The organism is Paenibacillus sp. EB106-05-06-XG162 (assembly GCF_058791655.1).
The window spans coordinates 114,615-133,397 of sequence record NZ_JBYTDT010000012.1; the positions used below are offsets into that span (position 1 = coordinate 114,615).

The following is an 18,783-nucleotide window of genomic DNA, read 5'->3' on the forward strand; positions in this document are numbered from 1 at the left end:
TAACACACGCAAATTTATTAACCAACGTTCAACTCTTTATCCATCGTGGCCGAACAACCAAAAAGAGCCGTCACAGATGTGACGACTCTCTTAACAGCACTTAATTTAAATTAAGCGTTGATTTTTTCTTTTGCTACGCCAGCCAAAGAGTTGAACGCATTTAGATCGTTCACTGCAAGGTCAGCCAACATTTTGCGGTTGATGTCTACACCAGCCAATTTAAGGCCGTGCATCAATTTGCTGTAAGACAATCCGTTCATACGAGCAGCCGCGTTAATACGTACGATCCACAATTTGCGGAAGTTACGTTTTGTTGTGCGACGATCGCGGTATGCATAGACCAGGGATTTATTAACCTGTTCTTTTGCAGTTTTGAAAATTCTATGTTTCGAGCCAAAGTAACCTTTAGCAAGCTTTAAAATCTTGTTATGACGACGACGTGTTACAAATCCGCCTTTTACTCTTGCCATTTCGAAGTACCTCCCAATAATTATTGTGTATTATTTCAAGTTCGCTAAGCCTTGTTTCAAGCGTCTAACATCGCCTGCAGCCATGTTTGGTTGCGTGCAAAGAACACGTTTAGCACGGTTAGATTTGTGTGAAAGCAAGTGGTTTTTGCAAGATTTATATCTTTTCACTTTACCTGTACCTGTGACTTTGAAGCGGTCTTTCAGACTGCTATGTGTTTTCATTTTCGGCATTTGTTGTTCCTCCTCAATAGACTTAATTACGCTTTAGGCGCTAAAATCATGATCATGCTGCGGCCTTCCAGCTTCGCAGCACGTTCGACTGAGCAGAGCTCATTCGCTTCTTGCAGAACGCGTTCCAGTACCTTCCTACCGATATCCGAATGCGCAATCTCACGACCACGGAAACGCACGGAGCATTTCACTTTATCGCCGTCTTTCAAGAATTTCAATACATTGCGAAGCTTCGTTTGGAAATCATGTTCATCGATGTTGGCACGGAACCATACTTCCTTGACATCGACGATCTTCTGATTCTTACGAGCCTCTTTTTCTTTCTTCTGCTGCTCGTAACGGAATTTACCGTAATCCATAATCCGACAAACTGGCGGTTTCGCCGTTGGTGCTACGTTGACCAGGTCTAGATTCAAGTCGATCGCCATTTGGAGTGCTTCACGAAACGGAGTAATACCGATTTGCTCGCCTTCTGCACCTACAAGACGTACTTCCTTCGCTCGAATTTCATCGTTAATCATATGATCCTTGCTAATACCTTCCACCTCCAACTTGAATTCCCTCTATAGAACAATAAAAGGATGTGAGTCCCAGAAGAACCCACATCCATTTGATCATTATCATTAATGAACAATATCTCCATGAACTATTCATGGACTCATGGACCAGCCAACTGATGTCGGGCAGGTGAGAAGCGTGGGCTTCTACTTTGACTATGTACGTCAAACGTACTCAAATAATATATCATGCTGTCCAAGTGATGTCAAGCACTTTATGTAGTCCTCGGAAACTTATAAATTTAGTCTTAAAAAAAGCGAGCTGTATGCATGAAGCATAAGCCCGCTTTTGACAAATTCAATTAAGATGCTTGTTCGCTCTGAACTTCCTCAAGGCGAACAACGCGCGTATGCTCCGTGTGACTCCATGTTTTGTTGTTCTGCGTGAAGAACGCATAGACCGTAATTGGCCACCAGGACAACAAGAAGATCGGGAATGTGATCAGCGAGACGTAAATTCTCCATGACTTCACACCCTCAAGAATAAGCGCGAGTACGAATGTGACAGAAGTCGCTAACAGCGATACAATGGCCACCCAAGGCGGCAAGAACTGATAGAAAGTCATGATGTTCGGGCCATTGAAGAAAGCCGCATCCACCCATAATACGGACGACAGCAAGAAGGTCGCCAATACGGTATAGACCGTAATCGTATATAACGCCATATCGAATTTCGCTAAATTTCTTTCTTTAATCGACTTCCACAAGAGTGGGAAGAAATAACGACGTGCGACAGTAAAGTGACCTTGCATCCAACGCAAACGTTGGCGGGAAGATGCTTTGAACGTTAACGGCTTCTCATCGAATACCTTAGCATCATAGTTGAACACCGGATTCACACCGCGGGATACGCAGCGTGCCGTGAACTCCAAATCCTCAACCAGACTTGTAGCTCCCCAACCCATTTCCTTGATCAGCGCTGTCTCAAAGCACATACCTGTACCGCCCAAGAAGTTTGCCATGTTGAGATTACGGCGGGATAGCTGCCATAGACGGTTACAATACCAATACGTTACACCATAAGCGGCTGTAATCCATGAATCATGCGGGTTCTTCGTATCCAAATAACCTTGAATGACACGAGCACCATTGCACAAGTCATTGTTCATTTCAGACAAGAAGTCCGGACTTGCCAAGTTATCGGCATCGAACATAACGATCGCATCATAAGAACGCGGATGCTTCCACAATTCCTTCAACATCCATTCGATTGCATATCCCTTACCACGTAATGTTGGATTGCTGCGTTCGCATGCATAAACCCCTTTATAGGTGCGAACGATATTGGCTGTATTATCGGTGCAATTATCACAAATCACGAAAATATCGTACATATCTCTTGGATACTTGAGTTTCAATAAATTCTCGACAAGCGCTCCAACAACCGTCTCTTCGTTATGTGCGGCGACGAGCACTGCGAATGTTTTCTTCGGTTCATGACGTACCTTGTTCTTCTTCTTAATAATTCCGGCTAATGACAGTGTAAATTGATATATCCCAATTACTGCCAGCAAGACCTGCAGCACAACCATAATGACGTCGATCATACAGTTGATACCCCCTTTTACCCCTTTAATATTGTTTGTGTTGTTTTTCTCTCTCTGTATTGTTCTTGTCTTGCAGTTCTCATTATGCGCGATCAGGTGGTTCAATTGCAACTTCGCTGCACCTAATGATTCTCTTCTCTTTATGTTCATTTGTCAAAACCGATCTAGGTCTTGAATATCGGAAATTAACCCAATATAACGCTTATGTTCGTGACCTAAACCTGCTTATGTCTTATTTTCATCCAAATCCTCTGTTTTTATTTCGCTTTCTCCTCCTTTTTTCTGAAAATTTTCATCTTATGATACTTTACCTTAACATTAACAACGTTACAACCCGGCAAAAAGTTCAAATGTTTTGGCGAATTCACACAATATTCACAATTAAAAAACAAGAGCCCTCATTAGAAATCTAATGAGAGCCCTTTCAAGTACAAGTTTACTTCCATTCGCCTTGGATATTGTTCTTCTTCATCTCATCGTTTACTTGATCGATAACTTCCTTGCCGCCCTTGCTCATATACTCTTCCACCATCTTATCCCAGTCGGAAATAGGACGCTGTCCAACAACCATCTTGGTTGTCTCATCGGAGATGTATTGGGAGAGCTCCGTATTCTTCTCCATATAACTTGTCGAAATAATGCGTTTGACAGGATTTACATAAAATTTAGACGATTTCAAGTAATCGGTCATCGCACGGTTAAATGCTTTGCCTTCTGGCGTTGCCGCAATCTTCACGAACACTTCGAGATCCGAATCATCCGTTACCCACCCTTGGTTCATAATATACGCAGCTGGAGCAACCTTCGAGCGTTGGTTCAAATCTGGTTGAACAACACCGTCTTTCATCGTATATCCTGTGCCTTCATGCCCATTGAGCCAGTCGATCCATTCGTTCTGCGGATTCCGCTTGTCTTCAGGCACAACTGTCTTGAATTCATTGAGCATTTCAAGAATTTTCTTCACTTTCTCCGGCTGGTCCTTCAGCTTCGCCGATATCATGTACATCCGATACCAAGCCGGGCCCGATGGGATGCCTTGCTGACCGTCTGGTTGTTTGAATGCAGGGATCGGAACAACGACAGCTTCCGGAGCATTTTGACGAAGCACGTCAAAATCTAAACCATTATTCCCGCTATTCCCTGGCTGCTCATACCAAATTCCGACTTTACCGGCATTAAAATCTTTAAATACGTCTTTATAGGTCGTAATCGCCCAATCTTTACTGATCGCACCTGCTTGATAGAGCTCGTTTAAGAATTGAACCTTCTCTTTATTCCCTTGCGCAATATTCCCTGGAATCAATTGCCCTTGATCATTCTTATGGTACCAAGCCGAACTCGACCAATATGCCCCGAAGGATGGATCATACGCGAAGCCCTTCGCAAGCCCTAGACCAAGTGTATCGGCCTTCCCATTCCCGTCAGGATCATTCTTCGTAAACGCTAGCGCTACAGTCTTCAATTCCTCATAGTTCGTCGGCATCGCAAGTCCGAGCTTATCGAGCCAGTCTTTACGGATAACCGGCTTCTTCCCGCCTTTACCCGAGAAATAATCCGGGATGCCATAAATCGTTCCATCGATTTTCAGAGAATCCCAGTCAGATGCTGGAATCGCATTTAAATTCGGATAGTCCTTGATAAAATCATTCAGCGGCAGATAAGCCCCTTGCTTGGCCCATTTGACAAAGTTGGCGTCAACTGACTCTGCACCGATTACATCTGGAATATCACCCGAGGCCATCCGCACAGCAACCTTCTCATCATAAGAATCAAAAGGAATGTATTGCGTCTGAAGATCCACGTTGAATCGCTTGTTAATCGCATCTACGGCAGGACCTTTCGGCTCTGGTACAGGGTTCTCCCACGTTCCGTCAAATAATGTGATCGTTATCGGCTTGTCCGATTGCCCGCCATTCGAAGAGCCTTCCGCCGAGCTTCCTTCCTTACTGCCTGAACAAGCAGTGAAGCTAGCTGTGATCGTAAGACTTAACAATAGAACCATTGCTTTTTTTAATTTCATCTCTACGAACCCTCCCATTAATTCATTCCCATGCACTCACGAATTCACTGTGTTACCCTTTAACAGCCCCGAGCATCACCCCTTTCGCAAAATGCTTTTGCAGAAACGGATAGACGACGAGGATGGGTATAGTAGCAATCAAAATGGCGGCCATCCCAACCGTTTCCGTTGGAGGTGGATTCTGCGCCATCGCCATTTGTGCCGCATCGGACAGCGTAGCTTTGGTCTGACCCAATACGACAATCTGTCGCAAGACGACCTGCACGGTCCATTTGGCTGGATCGCTAATATAGAGAATCGCGTTGAAGTAGGCATTCCAGTTCGATACTGCATAGAATAGCCCGAATGCAGCCAGAGACGGCTTCGACAAAGGCAAGATCACACGACTGAATATTTGGAGATCATTCGCGCCATCGATCAGTGCTGCTTCCGAGAGTTCATTCGGAATACTTAAGAAGAACTGCCGCATGACGATCAAGTTGAACGAGTTAATCGCACTCGGGATGATCAAGGACCAGAAGGAGTCTAGTAAATGGGTTTCCTTCACAACGAGATAAGTCGGAATAATCCCCGCACTAAATACGAATGTGAATAGAATCATAAATAAGAAGTACCGTTGGCCCATAATATTACGAGCTAACGCATAGGCCATCATCGCCGTTAATAGAAGGCTGAATAAGGTCGCAGCCACGGTCACAAAGATCGTGACCCCAATGGAACGGAACAATACTTTGGAGCCAAGTATAAATTCATACGCGTCTAACACCCATGTCTTGGGCCATAATAACATATCCTGCTGCACAAAATCCGCATAGGAGGAAAAGGATACAATCACCATATAGTAGAATGGGAAGAGCATCGCGATTCCGATGAGAATGAGCACACAGTAATTGATGATATCTGCTGCTCTGCTTAATCTGCTATTCGATCTAATCATAATACCATCCCTCCTAGTATACCCCTTCTTCACCAAAGCGCTTTGCTAGACGATTTGCGCCAACGATGAGTACAAGCCCTACGAATGATTTGAATAAGCCGACTGCTGTTGCGAAACTGAAATCCGACTGTTCAATCCCTTTGAAGTAGACGAACGTATCGAGCACGTTGCCGATCTCTTTATTCAGTGGGTTCAGCATCAAGAAAATCTGTTCAAAACCGACATCGAGTACGCTGCCTAGACGGAGAATTAAGAGAATAACAATCGTACTGCGAATTGCGGGCAGTGTGATGTGCCAGATTTGTCTCCATCGGTTCGCACCATCCACGATCGCCGCCTCATAAAGCGCAGGGCTTACACCTGCAAGTGCAGCGAGGAAGATAATCGTTCCCCAGCCAGTTTCTTTCCAAATTACTTCCAAGACGATTAAAGGCATGAACCATCCCGGTTCTTGCATGAATGCAATCGGCTCCATACCGAACACTGAATGGAGGAGCTGATTCACGACGCCATTCGTTTTGAGGAACACCGTTGCGATCCCGATGACGACAACCCACGATAGAAAATGCGGTAAATATACGATAGATTGGACAATCCGTTTGAACTTTCCGTTTCGCACTTCATTTAATAAGAGAGACAAAACAACGGAAGCCGGGAATGCGAATAGAATTTGTAAGAAAGAAAGGTATAACGTATTCCAAATGACACGGATAACTTCTTTGTCTTCGAAAATTTTCATAAAATGCTTCATGCCCACCCAATCACTATGAAGGAACCCTTGAAATGGACTGAAATCTTGGAACGCGATCACATTGCCGAGCATCGGCACGTACCGGTACACGATAAAATAGATGAGCCCCGGCAACAATAATAAATAGAGATACTTTTCCTTCCACAATCGTCTGAGCTGAACCATCGCCCCATCCTCCTCATCGTCATTTTTGCTTTTCCATCGATCAATTTTCTTTTATACTAGAAGCCTAGGAAGCAATTGCCAATGAGCATTCTCCGCATTTGTGAGCAAATTTATAGACGATCCAGAAATATGCGCAGGTTCTAGAGATATGATTATCCTTCAATAAAGGCAGGGCAACAGCATGCGAAAAGCGCTTCAACTTAAACAACTGTCCCACTCCACCTTTCGAAAACTATTGATCTATTTCATCGCGATTATTATGCTCTTCGTTACGTTCAGTTTGTTCTCGTTAACGTTATATCAACGGAATATCCAGAATGAGATTATTCAATATAATAGTGAGAATTTGAAATTCACCACGCGTAACTTCGAGCAATATTTCGAATTGATCAATAGTCTGCTAGTCAATTTCTATGTCAACAACACCAATCTACAAGCGCTGGATGCGAAGACCTTCAAATATGTTAGCGCTTCCAAAATTATTGATGACCTGCGTGAGACGATTGGCAATCCTCAGCTTCATCTCTATAACCTGCTTGTGTTCGATGAGCAGCATGGGATGGTGCTGGATTCGCTGCGCGGCGCGGATGAAGAGAAGATGATTAGCCGCTTCTATCATCACTTCCAATATAATCTGGACTTCTGGAAGGATTCACTCGCAGCGCACCAATCGTTCATGTTGCTGCCGGCGACAACTTTTACGAATCTATATGACCCGTCCGTTCCATCGGAATCGCCGCTTGTCTTTCCGCTGCTCGTCAAGAGTAAGCTGATTCCGAATTACGCGATGCTCGCCTTAATCGATGCGAAGAGCATCAAGTCCGCTTATCATCAATCCATTAACAACAATTTCTATATCCTGGACAAGCAAGGGCAGCCGCTATTCGTCGCTAATAATACAAATGAGAAGGCTCTCCCCTCACTACCGGCGGATCAATCCTGGATATTAATGGATAACGACTATTATTTCTATCAAAAAGGAGCCACTTCCGGCTATACCTACGTCAATATTATTCCCGCGGATTCTCTGTCTGCGCAATATACCAAGCTTCATATTACGTTAATCACGCTGCTCGTGATCTCGATCGTCATCAGTATCATTGCATCGGTTGTATTCAGTATGCGATTCAACAATCCTGTGCAGAAAATCATTGATACCATTCGTGATCTGAATCAAAAGGATGGCGTCACGGATCATCGGAACCAGTTCGACTATATTCGGGAAAATATCGGCATGATCATTCAATCCCATCAACAGACTTCAGATGACCTGCACAAGAAGACATCCCTTCTGCAGCATTACGACATCATGAACCAACTCAAGAAAATTCGTGGGAATCATCGGCATGAAGAAGTAGGTACACCGAAAAATCAGACGCCATTCCGCTTCATTTTATTTCAGTTCTCACCGAACAAGCGCTATTATGAAGCATTTCGCATGAGTGTTGAACGGAGCACACACTTCATGGCGGAATATGTAAGTCAGATGGTCCATAAGGAATCGCCGCAATCTCTCATCTTCCAGACAGAACCGAATCAAATCGTGCTTATTCATTATTTAAATGAGGCCGAGCCGGAAGCGGAACAGACTGCACAGTTCGAAGTGCATTTGATGCGTATCAAAGAATTACTCGAGGCAGATAAAGAGTTCGGGTTCTATTCCATTGCCGTCAGTTCACTTTATCCGCATACAGCGAAGATGACACAAGCCTACGAGGAGGCGCTTTTACGTATCAAACATCGTCCTTTTAACGACGCAACGATTATTCTGAGGAATGAAGCGATACACAGTGAACGGTTGTTATACACGAACACCTTCGAGCAAGAGATGCATCTTCATCTCCAGGAAGGCAATGTCCAGCAAGTCTTGCATATTCTCGACCGAACGCTCTCTCAGCTACAGAAGAAGAATCCGAGTATGTATCATTACAACAAATTTCTAGAAGAGATGACCGACAAAGTACTACGGATCGTCTATTCACTCCAGTTGGATGCTGAGCCTCTAGCTCAAGCAGCTGCGTCACGTCTACCCGTCTATACGATGTATGATCTGGAGCAGTATTTCAAAGATCTCATCGATTCAGCCTGTCAGTTCATCCGTGATCATAAGGAAGTGATTGATCCCATCGTTCGGTTCGTGCATGATTATCTAGCGAATCATTACGCTGAAGCCGTCACCTTAGATATTGTGGCTGACAAGCTTAAAATTACGTCCAGTTATCTCTCAACCTATTATAAGGAGAAGACTGGAACGAACTTCGTGGATGCAGTCAATAAATATCGTGTGGAGCAAGCGAGCACCCTGCTGCTGCATACCGATCTATTCGTCCAGGAAATTGCGATCCAGACTGGATTCCTAAATATCAGTTCTTTCAATCGGGTATTCAAAAAGTTCACAGGTATTACAGCGAGTGATTATCGCCGAAATGCTTCCCAAGCCTACACGCCCGAAGAAGACTTCCCCGCGTAATGTAAAGAATAGAACTGGTAATCTTAACATGAATATTCCAACTACAGACTGGCGTAGATTGGGGGTATTTGTGTTAGAATATAGCGGGGGGGATTCAATGAGCCGTGTTTTCAATTGGTTGTTGCAGCGTGAGAAACGGGTATTCCTATGGATAAACGGCCGCTTGCATCATAAATTTCTTAACGTCATCCTGTATTACATCACGCATTTAGGCGGTGCAACACTAACGATCTGCATCACCTCCGTGCTAGCCATTCTAGCACCTCATCCATGGAATCGTGTCGGCCTGCAATCCCTGATCGCACTTGGGCTTAGTCATATTCCAGTAGCCATTATCAAAAAATTATACCCGCGTATTCGTCCGCATCTCGCACATCCGCAGACGAATACATTCCGTAAGCCGCTGGTCGATCATTCTTTTCCTTCCGGTCATTCGACGGCTATATTTTCGATGCTCTTACCGATGATGATTCAGTTCCCGGTACTCACCATGGTACTGCTGCCACTCGCACTCATCGTCGCGCTATCGCGAATCTATCTCGGGCTTCATTACCCGTCAGATTGCTTCGCAGGCGCTTTCATTGGCACCTTGTTCGCGGTGATCACCGTAGCATGTTGGCCAGCTAACTTCATATGAAAAGCAAAAACCTCCGTCATCGCATTAGGATAACGGAGGTTTCTTATTGGATACGGGCTCTATGCCCATTTATGAAAGATATCTATCGGATATCGTCTAACATAGATTATTCATCTGTGTCGTCATCTTCTTGATCTGCTACTTCCGCTTCAGCCTGCTGTGCAGCAAGCTTGCGCTCTTGATAAGCTTGAAGTGCATCTTCCCCGATCACAACCTCAACGCGGTGGATATTCATGCCTTTACCCATGAACTTCTGCTCGTATTCGGTCATGACATGCTCTTCGTTCAATCCGTTGCGATGTAAGTTCAAGGAGATATTCGTCATTTGAAGACCCATATCCGCGAAGGAATTCAGAGAGAACTCGAACAACGTCTCGGAATCGGTCTTAAAGTGGATCTCGCCCTTCGCGTTCATGACACCGATGTACTTGTCCACAAAACGATGATGCGTCAGTCTGCGGCGTGCATGACGCGCCTTCGGCCACGGATCGCTGAAGTTCAGGTAGACGCGCGTAATTTCACCCGAAGCGAAAATTTCCTCAAGCTTCTCAATATTCGCACGCGCTAGCGCCACGTTCGGCGGGCTGTCTACGCCTTGCTCGGCCCATACCTTACGGGCCTTGTCGCTCGCACGGCGAACCAACTCATCATACATATCCATACCAATGAAATTCACATCGGGATACTTCGCGCTCATTTGGCTGACGAATTGGCCTTTTCCCATGCCAAGCTCTACATAAATCGGACGGTCATTACCGAAGAACTCGTGCCAACGACCTTTATACGTATGGGGCTCAAGAACAACCAGATCGGTCTGTTGTTCCAGGTTCTCCCGAATCCCTTTTCTACCTCTTAGACGCATGATAAATCCTCCTAAGCTATTCTAAAGCTTTATTGTGCCGAAGAAACACAAAAAAGTAAAGGGGATGTTGCTGTTAGGCGGGAGAAAATGAATTGGGAATGTGCGCAGCTAACATGGATATGAACAGGGACTTGGGTGGTGAGAGCGCCTATCGTGGATTTTTGTAGGGACTTGGGGGTGAGAGCGCCAATAGTGGATTATTGCAGGAACTTGGGGGTGGAGCTCCTATCGTGAATTTTTGTAAGAACTTGGATGGTGAGTGCGCCTATCGTGGATTTTTGCAGGAGTTTGGGGGTGAGAGCGCCTATCGTGGATTTTTGCAGGTACTTGGGGGTGAAAGGATAGTCCCAGAGTGCTATGTTGGATATTTGCAGGAACTTCGCTTGTTGGGACCCAGATTCAGCTAATTTTGCCGCTCTATCCTGCAGAGATCCAACATAGAGGGACATTGACATAAACTGAGCCCGCTATGTTGGATGAAATACAGGATAGGGAGCAAGCATGAGGACGTCGCGATGATCTCCCCCCTCTCCCACTGCGTCAACTGCATTACGAAGATTCTACTTCTTCACAATACACTTCCGGAGAACGAGGACTTTACTGCGTCGCAAGTACGAAGCGAGCACGCGCTGGTTATTTCGAAGCCCTAGCTTACGCGCATGGGCCTTCGATAATCGAATCTCCTTACCCGTATCCCCTTCAAGGGATAGTAGTTCCACAAATAATTGTGTTCTCGCCTTTTCTCGAATAACCGTGATGCGCCCGCTTGCACCGAGCTTCTCCTGAATGCTCGCGTTCAATCCAATATGAAATGGCCCGCCGAGCGGCGTCTGAATGCGAATGATCCCGCGTGCTGATTTCTTCATATTAACCCTTCTTTCGAATCGGATGTCTACAGTAATATATACATCCGGCCTAATCCGGGTGCTGAGAGAAAATTGGGTGCAGGATATCAAAGCCAAATAAAAAAATCCGAAGGCATCAGCAGATGCTCCCGGATTTCAAATCTTCTATTTCTAAAGCGACAACTTAATGTACATTCTCTTCAATCTCATACTTGCGTTCAATCGCGGAATTCAATTTGCGACGAGCGGAAGCAGCTACCTCTCGATTCTCATTAAAACGGACACCTGTCAGCGCCATGGCTTCATTCAGCGTCAGTTCAACCAACACTTTCTCTGTTCCTTGCGAACCTTTAACTTCGGTATGCATTGACATCACCTCTTAAGGTTATTGTGTTCAGAAACAAGAAAAATATGAAATTATGAAGCATATATGCGAGGTTAAATCGTTCTTGCTGATAGTTGTAATATAACATAACATGTAAGGTTTTTCAAGTGACAAATGGCTTCACTTCGCCTCAATTCATGGGAAATTATTCGATTTTTCGTTCCTTTATTGGTACAATAGTAAAATGATTATCGATCTAGAAAAATCGCTTAACTGGCAATAAAGGAGCACGTATCACCAATGATAACGACTGAACCGAATCATCCCAAGCTCTGGGGAGATAAACGATTTCATACATGGAGCTACGAAATGCGGGAGCAGTTCGGAGATAAAGTATTTAAAGTTATGCTGGACGCCGGATTTACATGTCCGAACCGCGACGGTTCCATTGCCAAAGGCGGATGTACCTTCTGCAGCGCTAGGGGATCTGGTGATTTCGCGGGAAGCCGACGTGACGATCTGGTCACCCAATTCAATAAGATTCGGGATCTTCAGCATCAGAAATGGCCTCACGCCAAATACATCGGCTACTTCCAAGCCTATACAAATACGTATGCGCCGGTCGAAGAGCTCCGTGAATATTTCGAGGTTATTTTGCAACAGCCTGGCGTTATCGGCCTCTCCATCGCAACACGTCCGGATTGTCTGCCCGACGATGTCGTCGAATATTTGGCGGAGTTGAATGAGCGTACGTACCTCTGGGTCGAGATGGGCCTCCAGACCGTTCATGAATCCACGTCAGAGCTCATTAACCGCGCGCACGATACGCAATGCTATCTCGATGCCGTCGCCAAGCTGCGTAAGCATAACATTCGTGTCTGCGCTCATATTATTTATGGACTTCCGCAGGAAACCCATGAAATGATGCTGGATACAGGTCGCGCCGTAGCACAGATGGATGTGCAGGGCATTAAGATCCACCTCCTCCATCTCATGCGCAAAACGCCGATGGTGAAACAATATGAAGCTGGACTGCTCCGCTTTCTGGAGCAAGACGAATATATTAAGCTAATTGTCGACTCGCTCGAATTCCTCCCACCGGAGATGACCGTCCATCGTCTGACGGGCGACGCACCGCGTGATCTATTGATCGGTCCGATGTGGAGCCTTAAGAAATGGGAAGTGCTCAATGCCATTGACGCTGAACTCAAAGCGCGGGATTCATGGCAGGGCAAATTCTGGAGAGGACGCTAATATGGGTTTCCTTTCCGTACTGAGCTTCGCCCAGAAGCTCGTTGCAGAACGGGCGCAGCTGGGCGATATTGTCGTGGATGCCACCGTGGGCACCGGTGTCGACACGCTGTTCCTCGCCAAGACGGTGGGCCCGCAGGGCACCGTCTATGGCTTCGACATTCAGCCGCTCGCGCTAGAGCTTGCGCGCGAGCGGCTGAATGCGGCGGCCGCGCCCGGCGAAGCTGGCGCGGCAGAGCCTGCCGCAGGCGCCCGCGCGATGCGCAAGGGCGCTGGCGGCCTCGCCGCTGCTCGGCTGCTGCTCCGCAGCCATGCCGAGCTTGCGGCGGCACTGCCTGAGGCGGCGCACGGGCACGTCGCCGCCGTGATGTTCAATCTCGGCTACCTGCCGGTGGCCGAGATGGATGCGTCCGCGCGCGTCATTACGCTCGCGGAGACGACGCTGCCTGCGCTCGAAGCCGCGCTCCGCGTGCTGAGACCGGGCGGCATCGTGACGATTGTCGTGTATCCCGGCCATGAAGGCGGGGATACCGAAGGCGATGCCGTCGAAGCATGGGCTGCGGCCTTGCCCGCGAGTCAGGGCCAGACCATTCTGTACCGGATGACGCAGCGTCCGAAGGCGCCATACGTCATTGCCATCGAGAAGCGATAACCGTATGCGACATATCGCTTCTACCATGTTTTCGAGAGGGGAATAAATTCATGAGCGTTCACAAAATTGAACATGTCGGTATTATGGTACAATCTTTAGAGCGATCCATCACTTTCTATCAAGACGTAATCGGGTTAAAATTTCTACATATCTTGCAGCCAAGTGATCAAGTTCGTCTCGCATTTCTGGCATTCCCAGGGGCAACCGAGACGGAAATCGAACTCGTCGAGAAGCCGAATAACGGCGAGCTCCCGAATGAAGGCAAAGTCCATCACGTCGCATTCACCGTGCAAGATATTGAGTCAGAGCATGCACGTCTGCGTGAACTTGGTATTTCACTGATTCATGATCAAATCGTTACGATTCCGAATGGAAGCAAATACTTCTTCTTCGAAGGACCTGACCGTGAGCAGCTCGAATTTTTCGAACCTGCTACGCAAGTCTAGTACGGCTCCACTCGGAATCCTAATATACATTTTCACTATAATCGCTGTTTATTTTGAAAGGAGCAATATTTCAACATGACCCAAGCATACCCAATTCAATTCAAAGCTGAGATGAAAGAAAAAGTATGGGGAGGCCGCGCCCTGGAGCAATTCGGACTTGACATGCCGGATGGCGCAATCGGCGAAGGCTGGATGATCAGTGATCACCCGAACGGTACAACAAAAGTCATTAACGGCGAATTTGCAGGCCTGAACTTAGAAGACATCCGCCACAAGGTTGGCAAAGAATGGTTCGGTACGAACTCGAATATCGATGTAGATACACGCTTCCCACTCTTGATCAAATTGCTTGATTGCAACGATGATCTATCCGTTCAAGTTCACCCGAACGATGATTATGAGAAATTACCTAAGGGAGAGCTCGGCAAGACGGAAATGTGGTACGTCCTCGATGCGAAGCCAGGCGCGAAGATCATCTACGGCCTGAAGCCAGGCGTAACCCGCGAACAGCTTGCTCATGCACTAGAAAATAACGAAGTGATGGACACACTGCAAGAAGTTGAGGTCGCTCCTGGCGATTCCTTCTACATCCCTGCAGGTACGGTGCATGCGCTATGCTCCGGTGTCGTTGTCGCTGAAATTCAACAGAACTCGGATACAACGTACCGTCTATACGATTACAACCGTCCAGGTCTGGATGGCGAGCTGCGTGAGCTTCACATCGAAGATTCCCTGAACACGGTCGCTTTCGGTGATTCGGGCGCAACATACATGAAGACAGATACTGCACCTAACACATGGTTAACGCTTGCCAAATCACCTTACTTCCACGTGGAAAAAGGGATCGTAACAGCGCCATGGCAGCTGACTACAACACCTGAGAGCTTCGTAATCCTCATCGTCTGCGAAGGTGAAGGAACATTAACGTGGGAGAACGGCCAAGAGTCGCTTCAAGCCGGCCAATGCTTCTTGCTTCCTGCAAACTTAGGTAAGTACTCGCTTGAGGGGCACTGTACGGTGCTTCGTTCTACTCTATAATTAGACCTCAAGAGCGCAGCGCCGTAGCTGCGCTCTTGCTATAAGATCATGAGAGAGGATGAGCCGAATGAAGACAACGAATTTCACCCTACAAGATGAGGAACGATTCAATCTCTACATCTATCATTGGCGCCCTGATGCAGACGATGCCTCCTGTAAAGGGGTTGTGCAAATCGCGCACGGCATGGCAGAGACTGCCGCTCGTTATGCCAGATTCGCCGAAGCGCTGACGGAACAAGGCTATATCGTCTATGCCCATGATCATCGCGGCCATGGCCGTACCGCCGCATCGACTAAGGATTTAGGACACCCTGGTGATGATGGTTTCAACTGGAAAGTTAAAAATATGGCCCAAGTGAGCAGGCATATCCGCAATGCACATCCCACACTTCCACTTTATCTCATGGGGCATAGTATGGGTTCTTTTCTAACCCAAAAATATATGGTTGAATATCCGCATCTGGTCGATGGGATCATTCTATCCGGTACGAATGGCCCAAGAGGGTTGTTAGGTCCGGGCCGTGCCATCGCAAAGCTCGAGATGACACTTCGAGGCGATCGACATCCGAGCAAGCTGCTCAATGACATTTCTTTTGGTTCGTTCAACCGTGCATTCCGCCCAACGCGAACAGAGTTCGACTGGCTATCCCGTGATGCAGCTGAAGTCGACAAATACATCGCCGATCCATATTGCGGTTTTCTCTGCACATCAGGCTTCTTCTATCATTTCTTCGGCCTACTGCAAGAAATCCATCAACCCGAGCAACTGCAGCGTATTCCGAAGGATCTACCGATCTACGTCTTCTCGGGGGATCGAGATCCTGTTGGCCTGCACGGGAAAGGCGTAAGGCAACTGCTGAAGCTCTATCAAGAGCTCGGTCTATCCAACGTACGTTCGAAGCTGTACCGCGACGGTCGCCATGAAATGTTGAACGAAATCAATCGAGATGAGGTCACGAACGATACGATCGCTTGGCTGGACCATCAGATTGAATCGCGATCAGCTCAAGCTTAAGCAGAACAAAGACCGCAAGAATACTCCCTTGCGGTCTTTGTTGCATTTCAACGTTCTATCGTTTGCATTTGGTGATACCTTCTAGAATGGCAAATCATTTATTTTGGTAGGCGTAATCACTTTGTTTTCCCAATCACTTCTAATGATGGCGTAACACACCGAATCCGAAATGCTGCCATCATCATTTTCCCACGCATGTCGTAAGTATCCTTCTTTTACAAACCCGCACTTCAGGAATGTTTTGCGCATCGCAATATTATCGCTTCGCGTATAGGCTTCGATCCTTATCTTTTCATCTGGCAGCGTAAAGATGTAATCGGTAATCCATCTTACTGCTTCCGCCCCAAAGCCTTTCCCTCTATATTTGCTGCTAAGACGCAGGTCGAATAGCGGAATCGTGTCATTTAATTCATGAATGACGATTAATCCGACTTTTTCATTCAGATATTCAATCCAATACGTTTCATTGTCTTCTTGATAATATCCGCTATCATACGCCTTAACGATTCTTTCAGAAGATGGATTTGGGTTAGCATGGAAATCCCACGTATTACCTATCATAAATGAGACCAAATCGTCTAACTCATTTTCAAATTTTTTGAATTGCAGTTCTGTCATATCTTTCTCTCCTTGTAGGTTGTGTCCCATTTTACTTCTACATAGAGGAATAAATTACCTTCCATAACAAAATGAAAGACCACCAGCTCCCCGATGGTCTTTCTCCTTACAACCGCTATTCAACAACCGCCGCAAGCAGCGGCATCGTATAATAAACAGGCTTCTCTTGCTCATTCTGCTGATACAGCACGATCAGCAGTGTTGACTGCTCCTCTACGGTCGCCTGATCTCCGATCAGCGCATGCAGATTGAACGGCAGCACTTCAATGACTGCGTGCTTATGAAGCTCCTTCTCTGAGAGGCCTAGTGCTGCGAATTCTGCGGATACCCGCTCCGGATGTTCCGCCATTTCCTTGATATACGCAGCCCACGCGTTCTTCTCCATCGTGAAATCCCACCAGATTTTACGCGGCTTATACTTGTGATTGAGGAAGTAATCGAACTTCATCAACCCCAAGATGATGTCCATCTGCTTCGTGTCTCTTGATTGGAGGAAGCTGTAGAGTCTCGTGAACAGATCTTCGAGCTGATGACCGATCTTCTGCCAGCCTTGCCCTTCCCAATAATCGCCGAACGCTTGGAAGAAATCAAAGGCTGAGTCGAACTCCTGCGTAATCAAATATTCTAGGGTATGGTTCATCCGGTGGGCGTTCCAATACTTCTCCAGCACATCCTCTACCCGCTTAATCCGTACCAGATCCGAGAACGGTAAAATATCGTTGCCCAGAATCTCATACGGCGCATGATCCATATAAATATAGTTGTACTTATGCGCATCGATTCGCATCCCCGTACCGCGCAGCATTTTGAGGAATCCGAGCTGTAATTCTTCCGGACGCAGTGCGAACACATCGTTGAACGTCTTCCGGAATGTATCATAGTCCTCAAGCGGCAAACCTGCGATCAAATCCAGATGCTGATCGATCTTCCCGCTGTCCTTCACCTTCTGAACCGTACGCGTAAGCTTCGCGAAGTTCTGACGACGCTTCACCAGCTCATTCGTCTCATCGTTCGTCGATTGTACGCCGATCTCGAAGCGGAATACCCCTGGCGGCGCATGTTCTGATAAGAAGTCCAGCACCTCTGGGCGCATAATATCCGCCGTAATCTCGAATTGGAACACGCATCCGCGGTGATTATCGATTAAGAACTGGAACATCTCCATCGCGTAATCCCGCTTAATGTTGAAGGTCCGGTCCACGAATTTGATCAGCTTCGCCCCATTGTCAATCAGATAGATGATATCTGCTTTCGTCTTCTCAATATCGAAATACCGCACGCCTACTTCAATCGAAGACAAACAGAATTGACAGCTGAATGGACAGCCCCGGCTCGTCTCAAAATAAACAATACGCTTCGATAAATCCGGCAGATCCTCGGCAAAACGATGCGGTGACGGCACCTGTTCCAGATCCAGCTTAGGTCGGCCTGGCATCAGTATCACTTCAGTCCCTTTACGATAAGCAAGGCCGTAGACGAAATGATATTTTTGCGTCGTCTGAATTTCAGTCAGCAGCTGATGGAAGGTCTCTTCCCCTTCCCCCATCACGATGAAGTCCACGTCCTGAAGCCGATCCATCCAATAGTCTGTATCATAGGAAACTTCAGGACCGCCGAGGATGATCTTCACTTCCGGCATTATTTTCTTCACCATACTGATGACCTCAATCGTCTCTTCGATGTTCCAAATATAGCAGGAGAATCCGATGACCTCGGGTTTGCGGCGGAATAGGTCGGACACGATGTTCATGACCGGATCTTTGATCGTGTACTCGGCCAGTTCAATATCCGGGAAGTCTTTCTCGCTGAACGCTTTGAGGAAGCGCAGCGCAAGTGATGTATGAATGTATTTCGCATTTAGCGTAGATAGTACGACTTTCATGTGTTGACCTCGTTCTCTATGTGTAAATTTGTATTTCATCTTCTTATTAGAATGCTCTTATTCT

The 18,783-nt window shown here is 46.7% G+C and carries 19 protein-coding genes; 7 read left to right on the forward strand and 12 right to left on the reverse strand.

Going from position 1 to position 18,783, the window contains the following annotated elements; all coding sequences use genetic code 11:
- Window positions 1-110 precede the first annotated feature (110 nt).
- The 7 genes from rplT to AC3WU2_RS22220 form a co-directional block, all read right to left on the reverse strand.
- The gene (gene rplT / locus AC3WU2_RS22190; RefSeq protein WP_018756265.1) at window positions 111-470 is read right to left on the reverse strand and encodes a 50S ribosomal protein L20; all 360 of its coding nucleotides are present in this window, start codon (window positions 468-470) and stop codon (window positions 111-113) included.
- A 30-nt stretch (window positions 471-500) separates the two neighbouring features.
- Window positions 501-701, reverse strand: coding sequence for a 50S ribosomal protein L35 (rpmI, locus tag AC3WU2_RS22195; RefSeq protein ID WP_018756266.1), 201 nt, complete (start codon window positions 699-701; stop codon window positions 501-503).
- A 26-nt stretch (window positions 702-727) separates the two neighbouring features.
- Window positions 728-1,222 carry a translation initiation factor IF-3 gene (gene infC / locus AC3WU2_RS22200; RefSeq protein ID WP_026263841.1) on the reverse strand — a complete coding sequence of 165 codons (495 nt, stop codon included), beginning with the start codon at window positions 1,220-1,222 and terminating at the stop codon, window positions 728-730.
- Between the two features lie 338 nt (window positions 1,223-1,560).
- On the reverse strand, window positions 1,561-2,805 hold the full coding sequence (locus AC3WU2_RS22205; RefSeq protein ID WP_492457174.1) for a glycosyltransferase family 2 protein: 1,245 nt from the start codon (window positions 2,803-2,805) through the stop codon (window positions 1,561-1,563).
- A 436-nt stretch (window positions 2,806-3,241) separates the two neighbouring features.
- Window positions 3,242-4,825 (reverse strand): extracellular solute-binding protein, encoded by a 1,584-nt coding sequence (locus AC3WU2_RS22210; RefSeq protein ID WP_492457175.1) that lies wholly within the window; start codon window positions 4,823-4,825, stop codon window positions 3,242-3,244.
- Window positions 4,826-4,877: 52 nt separating this feature from the next.
- Window positions 4,878-5,762 carry a carbohydrate ABC transporter permease gene (locus AC3WU2_RS22215; protein ID WP_492457176.1) on the reverse strand — a complete coding sequence of 295 codons (885 nt, stop codon included), beginning with the start codon at window positions 5,760-5,762 and terminating at the stop codon, window positions 4,878-4,880.
- A 13-nt stretch (window positions 5,763-5,775) separates the two neighbouring features.
- A complete protein-coding gene (locus tag AC3WU2_RS22220) occupies window positions 5,776-6,678 on the reverse strand; it encodes an ABC transporter permease (protein ID WP_492457177.1) in 903 nt (300 codons plus the stop codon).
- Window positions 6,679-6,859: 181 nt separating this feature from the next.
- Between AC3WU2_RS22220 and AC3WU2_RS22225 the strand changes: the two genes are divergently transcribed.
- Both AC3WU2_RS22225 and AC3WU2_RS22230 read left to right on the forward strand, forming a co-directional pair.
- On the forward strand, window positions 6,860-9,148 hold the full coding sequence (locus tag AC3WU2_RS22225; RefSeq protein WP_492457179.1) for a helix-turn-helix domain-containing protein: 2,289 nt from the start codon (window positions 6,860-6,862) through the stop codon (window positions 9,146-9,148).
- Window positions 9,149-9,245: 97 nt separating this feature from the next.
- Window positions 9,246-9,785 carry a phosphatase PAP2 family protein gene (locus tag AC3WU2_RS22230; RefSeq protein WP_379350546.1) on the forward strand — a complete coding sequence of 180 codons (540 nt, stop codon included), beginning with the start codon at window positions 9,246-9,248 and terminating at the stop codon, window positions 9,783-9,785.
- Window positions 9,786-9,891: 106 nt separating this feature from the next.
- Here the strand turns inward: AC3WU2_RS22230 and trmB are convergent, their stop codons facing one another.
- The 3 genes from trmB to AC3WU2_RS22245 form a co-directional block, all read right to left on the reverse strand.
- Window positions 9,892-10,647 (reverse strand): tRNA (guanosine(46)-N7)-methyltransferase TrmB, encoded by a 756-nt coding sequence (trmB, locus tag AC3WU2_RS22235; protein ID WP_492457180.1) that lies wholly within the window; start codon window positions 10,645-10,647, stop codon window positions 9,892-9,894.
- A 560-nt stretch (window positions 10,648-11,207) separates the two neighbouring features.
- Window positions 11,208-11,513 carry a hypothetical protein gene (locus AC3WU2_RS22240; RefSeq protein ID WP_492457181.1) on the reverse strand — a complete coding sequence of 102 codons (306 nt, stop codon included), beginning with the start codon at window positions 11,511-11,513 and terminating at the stop codon, window positions 11,208-11,210.
- 163 nt (window positions 11,514-11,676) lie between these two features.
- Window positions 11,677-11,859 (reverse strand): hypothetical protein, encoded by a 183-nt coding sequence (locus AC3WU2_RS22245; RefSeq protein WP_018756278.1) that lies wholly within the window; start codon window positions 11,857-11,859, stop codon window positions 11,677-11,679.
- A gap of 258 nt (window positions 11,860-12,117) precedes the next feature.
- Between AC3WU2_RS22245 and mnmL the strand changes: the two genes are divergently transcribed.
- From mnmL to AC3WU2_RS22270, 5 genes are all read left to right on the forward strand, one after another.
- Entirely contained in the window at window positions 12,118-13,071 is a 954-nt protein-coding gene (gene mnmL, locus AC3WU2_RS22250; RefSeq protein WP_492457182.1) for a tRNA modification radical SAM protein MnmL/YtqA, read from the forward strand.
- Window position 13,072: 1 nt separating this feature from the next.
- Window positions 13,073-13,720 carry a class I SAM-dependent methyltransferase gene (locus AC3WU2_RS22255; RefSeq protein WP_018756280.1) on the forward strand — a complete coding sequence of 216 codons (648 nt, stop codon included), beginning with the start codon at window positions 13,073-13,075 and terminating at the stop codon, window positions 13,718-13,720.
- Window positions 13,721-13,770: 50 nt separating this feature from the next.
- Window positions 13,771-14,166, forward strand: coding sequence for a VOC family protein (locus AC3WU2_RS22260; RefSeq protein WP_492457183.1), 396 nt, complete (start codon window positions 13,771-13,773; stop codon window positions 14,164-14,166).
- Window positions 14,167-14,241: 75 nt separating this feature from the next.
- A complete protein-coding gene (locus AC3WU2_RS22265) occupies window positions 14,242-15,204 on the forward strand; it encodes a type I phosphomannose isomerase catalytic subunit (protein ID WP_492457184.1) in 963 nt (320 codons plus the stop codon).
- 67 nt (window positions 15,205-15,271) lie between these two features.
- On the forward strand, window positions 15,272-16,219 hold the full coding sequence (locus AC3WU2_RS22270) for an alpha/beta hydrolase (RefSeq protein WP_492457185.1): 948 nt from the start codon (window positions 15,272-15,274) through the stop codon (window positions 16,217-16,219).
- An 81-nt stretch (window positions 16,220-16,300) separates the two neighbouring features.
- On the opposite strand, the gene AC3WU2_RS22275 is transcribed toward AC3WU2_RS22270, so the two are convergent.
- Together AC3WU2_RS22275 and AC3WU2_RS22280 are read right to left on the reverse strand one after the other, a co-directional pair.
- A complete protein-coding gene (locus tag AC3WU2_RS22275) occupies window positions 16,301-16,837 on the reverse strand; it encodes a GNAT family N-acetyltransferase (protein ID WP_492457186.1) in 537 nt (178 codons plus the stop codon).
- A gap of 115 nt (window positions 16,838-16,952) precedes the next feature.
- Window positions 16,953-18,719, reverse strand: a complete 1,767-nt coding sequence (locus AC3WU2_RS22280) for a B12-binding domain-containing radical SAM protein (protein ID WP_492457187.1) — start codon at window positions 18,717-18,719, stop codon at window positions 16,953-16,955.
- Window positions 18,720-18,783: the final 64 nt, after the last annotated feature.